General features: G+C 64.3%; 4 protein-coding genes. All 4 read left to right on the plus strand.

Annotation, left to right across the window (positions count from 1 at the left end; all coding sequences use genetic code 11):
* The first annotated feature begins 260 nt into the window (after nt 1–260).
* The 4 genes from D4B81_RS17460 to D4B81_RS17475 all read left to right on the plus strand — a co-directional run bounded on the left by D4B81_RS17460 (nt 261) and on the right by D4B81_RS17475 (nt 4,341).
* Nucleotides 261–1,043, plus strand: coding sequence for an alpha/beta fold hydrolase (locus D4B81_RS17460; protein WP_122263940.1), 783 nt, complete (start codon nt 261–263; stop codon nt 1,041–1,043).
* Nucleotides 1,044–1,585: 542 nt separating this feature from the next.
* Complete coding sequence (locus D4B81_RS17465; protein ID WP_122263941.1) at nt 1,586–2,785, plus strand: cell wall-binding repeat-containing protein; 1,200 nt, start codon at nt 1,586–1,588, stop codon at nt 2,783–2,785.
* A 234-nt stretch (nt 2,786–3,019) separates the two neighbouring features.
* Nucleotides 3,020–3,760 carry a DUF6994 family protein gene (locus tag D4B81_RS17470; RefSeq protein WP_122263942.1) on the plus strand — a complete coding sequence of 247 codons (741 nt, stop codon included), beginning with the start codon at nt 3,020–3,022 and terminating at the stop codon, nt 3,758–3,760.
* Nucleotides 3,761–3,813: 53 nt separating this feature from the next.
* Nucleotides 3,814–4,341, plus strand: coding sequence for a hypothetical protein (locus D4B81_RS17475; protein ID WP_202613758.1), 528 nt, complete (start codon nt 3,814–3,816; stop codon nt 4,339–4,341).
* The last annotated feature ends 120 nt before the right edge of the window (nt 4,342–4,461 follow it).

Consider the following 4,461-nt stretch of genomic DNA (forward strand, 5'->3'; position numbering starts at 1 on the left):
GCTACGCTCGTCCGACTTTGCCGCGTGGAGGACGGCTACGCTCGTCCGACTTTGCCGCGTGGAGGACGGCTACGCTCGTCCGACTTTGCCGCCAGGAGGACGCTAGCCTTCGGCGCGTCCGACATTGCCGCACTCCGCCGACGCGGAGCCCTGGCTGTCAGCCTGTGCTCCCTCAGACTGGTAACCGGAATCGCGCGGAGAGGCACGTCGCGGCGAAGCACTGGGGTGCGCCGAGGATCACCACGCATACCATTCGACCCATGGTGTTGCATCACGTCCGGCGTGGCAGCGGCAGCCCCCTGCTGCTCATACACGGTCTCGGCGCTGGCCTGCGCTCCTGGACCCCGATCCTGGACGGGTTAGCCGCGCGCCGCGAGGTCATTGCCATCGACCTGCCCGGCTTCGGCCAGAGCCCACCGCTGTCGGGCGAGGTCTCGATCGCAACCCTGACCGACACGGTCGCGGAGTTCATCCACGAGCAGGGGCTCGGGAGGGTCTCCACCGCTGGGCAGTCCATGGGCGGGCGGATAGTGCTCGAGCTCGCCCGCCGCGGGGTCGGCGGTGACACCGTCGCCCTGGATCCGGGCGGTTTCTGGACCGATCGCGAACTTGCCGTCTTCGGAGCCACCCTACGGCCCTCTATCAAGCTCGTCGGCGCCCTGTACAAGGTGCTGCCGACCGTACTGGGCAATCCGGTCACACGGACAGCGCTACTGGGCCAGTTCTCCGCCAGGCCCTGGGCGCTCTCCGCCGAGACCGTGCTTCCGGACCTACGAGGGCTGGCAGAGGCACCGGCAACCGGCCCAGCCATGGACGCACTGACCAAAGGCCCAAAGCAGGCAGGCGCCCCAGCCGGTACCCTGCCGGGTCGGGCCACCATCGGCTGGGGTCGCCGCGACCTGGTGACCCTGCCCAGACAGGCCCCGCGTGCCGTAGCGGCCTTCCCCGACGCGGCGCTGCACTGGTTCGAGCGGTGCGGACACTTTCCCCAATGGGACGCACCAGATGACGCCGTCCGCCTCATCCTCAACAGCACACGCTGAGCAGCACCGACCCCGTCGGGGCCTGTCCCAAAACACACAAGCCTTCGCATTCGGGCACCAAGCTCCTAGGTGACACGGACTTGCTGAGCCCCGTGCGGCCCGGTCCTAAGGCCGCGGACAGGGAGCTCAGGCTGTCCGTCAGCAGGCAGGTTCGTGGCCGCCTACAGGGAGCCTGGAATCTTGCTTTGCTAGCACGCTCGCCGCTCCCTCGAGGCCGCCATGACGATGGACTGTTCAGGTGCGTGACACACCCTCGCGCCGATGAGCGGACGACCGTGGCTGGTAGCTGTGAGCCTCCGTGGATCAGGGGACCGAGACTGGCCGCATGCGAAGGATCATGTGCTTGATTCTCCCCGAATCGCCTCTCGCCCCTGCCCCTGCTCAAGAGGACTGGGTAATGAACGTCTAGATCGGAGGGCTCAGTTAGTCTCTGCACTGGTAGAGGGCTCAGAGTTCGGAGGCGGCTGTTGGGACGTGACGAGGCGAGCGTGAGTCCGAGGACCACCCGAGGGCCGCGTCGGAGGCCGCGTTGGTGGATCGGCATGGTCCTTGCGCTCATCGGGGGCGCAATTCCAATGGCACTTGTTCTTTGGGGTGAGATACAGGGCCCCTTCACCCTGCTGGCCGCAGGTGCGTCGACCTACTTCATAGCGGTGTTTAGACATCACCTCCCCGAGAACTTTCGGAACCCAGTGGCCAGTGTGGCAGCCATATTTGTTGCAGTGGTGAGCCTTCTAGGCCTTGTAGGTACCGACGTGGCACCCGTGTTTGATCAGGAGCCCCAGTCAGGCCGACCCATCAATACTGGTCCCGCAATCGACACAGGTGAGGCCCCGCTCGTGCCGGTCCCCGAGCGCGTTCAAGGATCGAACCGCTTTGCCACTGCTGCCGCAGTGGCGCGAAACTGGGACCCTGGGGTACAACAGATTTACGTGGCAAGCGGCGAGGAATACTTGGACAGCCTCCCCGCTGCGGCATTGGCGGCCTCGAACGGCATGCCCTTGCTCCTAAGCCGGCAGGCAGATTTGCCCAGTGAAACTGCGGCGGCACTGAAGTTCTTAGAGCCCACGGAAGTAGTGATCGTTGGTGGGGAGTTGGCCATTAGCGCGGAGGCCGAATCACAATTGCGCGCTGCCGCAAAGTCGAGTGATATCCGACGAGTTGCTGGCACCAACCGTTATGCGACCGCGGCATTGTTGGCGGAGGAGCATGTCCGTGTGGAGACGGTCTATGTCGTAACGGACGCTAGGTTCCCGGACGCAGTTGCTAGCGCGGCTCAAGCCGGGAGCTCCCCGGGGCCGATACTTCTGGCGAGCCCTCGCGGTGTGCCTGACGCAACCTTGAAGACGATCGAACGCTTGAGGCCAAGTAACGTCCTACTCGTCGGAGGGCGCGAGGCACTGCCAGACGAGGTAGAGACCGAACTGCGGGCTATTTCGCCACAATTCACGCGAGTGAGCGGCGCAGATAGATATGAGACAGCAGCCTTGCTCAGTGCACGCTCCAAAGAGCGTTCGACCCCTGTGATCGTCACGAGTGGCGCCATTTTTACCGATGCACTGTCCGCCGCGCCGCTCGCCTCGAAGATTGGTGCGAAGGTGCTTCTGACCACTCCAGAATTACTGCCTGAGGCCACTATCGCGGAGGTGAAACGAATAAAGCCCCAGCGGCTTATTATTCTCGGGAGCCCCGCCGCAGTCAGTTCCGACGTGGAACTCTCCCTATCGCATCTATTGCGATAAACTGTGAGCCGCGATCAAGCACCCACCAATACTCGCCCGGGCACTCTGCGCTCGCCGGTAAAGAGCGGGAAGCCAGCGCCGCACGAGCCCGAGGCCTGCACTGGGTGGAATCGCACCTCTTCGTACGCAGGCGGGGAAGGGCCCAGGCTTACGACGGGCGTGTGCACTGTCATGCCGCGAGCCGCTCGACGAAGGTGAAAGGCCCTCATGCGGTCCCGGGTACGTGATGGAGCCATGAGTGGGCGGATCGACCCCGATCTGGACTTCGCGATCTACTACCGCCTGGGCGGCGATCCCGATCGAACATGCGAGAGGCTGTACCTGTGGCATCAGGCTCTGTGCAGCCGTGCAGTTGATGGCGTGGGCCCGTTCGTAGTCGATGTTGTTTACGACCGTGCCTACGAACTGTCGCTCCGGCTGGCGGACGGGCCCGCATTCCGCCTGGGTAGCGACGGCATCATCCCGACATGGTCGACACCGGGTTGGACCTGGAGGTTCGCGCCAGAGCTGGTCGCCGAGATCGAGCGAGACGAGGACGACTTCTTCCGTGTCGCCTCCACCATCGGTGGATACGTCCTGTTCCCCCGAAACGGTGGGCACCAGACAGGGTGGACCATTAATCAGGCACGGGGCGTGCACCCTCAGATCGCCGATCGGTTCGACCTCACGCTGGAGTGCATTCGCCGGCACTACCTCGACCCGCGCCTGGACAGTCCGCTAGCAGATCGGCTGAACTACTACCACGACTTCTTCGCCTTGTTCGGCAACTTCGATAACTACGTCCGGTTCTTCCTCCTGGACGACCTCGTCACGCCGGACCGGGAGGGCGTGTGGTCACTGCTCACCGGGGACGTGGTGACCGGCTTCCCCGTTCCCGCCTATGCGACGACGACTGTGGAGTACGCGACCTTCCGAGCCAACAGCATCAAGTTCGTGCGGGCGCGCAACGATCGGATACAGCGGCTCGAGCTCTGATGCGGACGTGCTGCTGAACCTCACTGCCCTGCGGTGTTGGGTACTGTCCGCGCATGACCGATGCGGTGATCGACCTGAGCAGCATGAGGCCACGCGCCCTGCTTGCGCTCTACTCACAGATCTTGACCGAACTAATCCGGAGGCGGATCGTCTGGTCGCGCAACGCCCCGGCGGGGGACTACGCAGAGTTGCTGGTGGCCGAGGCCTTCGGTGGTCGACTTGCGAAGGGGTCAGAGAAGAGTTGGGACGTTCGAGTGGGCAACGAACTGCTCCAGGTGAAGTGCCGAGTCGTCGACCCCTCGTCCAAGAGGACGCAGACATTTTCGCCCTTCCGCAGCTTCGCCTTCGACAGATGCGTCTTTGTTCTAGTGGACTCCGTCAGTTACCGCGTGACGCGCGCAATCCAAGTTGATCGAGATCTCGTGGAGGGAAGAGCCTCTCTCTCCGCGTGGGTGGCCGGGAGTCGCTTGACCGTCAGGAACGTCCTCGCCATGACGGAAGGCGTAGACGTCACGGAGGCTCTCCAGCGTGCGCAGGACGAAGTCGACGTACGTGGGCGACGCGCAGACCGCGACCAGTAGCGCCCAAGTCCGGTGAAGGCGCACGACTTTGCCGCGGGGAGGACGGCTACGCTCGTCCGACTTTGCCGCGGGGAGGACGGCTGCGCTCGTCCGACTTTGCCGCGGGGAGGACGGCTGCGC

Source organism: Ornithinimicrobium cerasi, from assembly GCF_003702705.1.
In the GTDB taxonomy this organism is placed as follows: Bacteria; Actinomycetota; Actinomycetes; order Actinomycetales; family Dermatophilaceae; genus Ornithinicoccus; species Ornithinicoccus cerasi.

Bases quoted from the DNA above. Each gene is read 5' to 3' on its own strand.
- D4B81_RS17460 (WP_122263940.1), top strand. From the start codon at position 261: ATGGTGTTGCATCACGTCCGGCGTGGCAGCGGCAGCCCCCTGCTGCTC.
- D4B81_RS17465 (WP_122263941.1), top strand. From the start codon at position 1,586: ATGGTCCTTGCGCTCATCGGGGGCGCAATTCCAATGGCACTTGTTCTT.
- D4B81_RS17470 (WP_122263942.1), top strand. From the start codon at position 3,020: ATGAGTGGGCGGATCGACCCCGATCTGGACTTCGCGATCTACTACCGC.
- D4B81_RS17475 (WP_202613758.1), top strand. From the start codon at position 3,814: ATGACCGATGCGGTGATCGACCTGAGCAGCATGAGGCCACGCGCCCTG.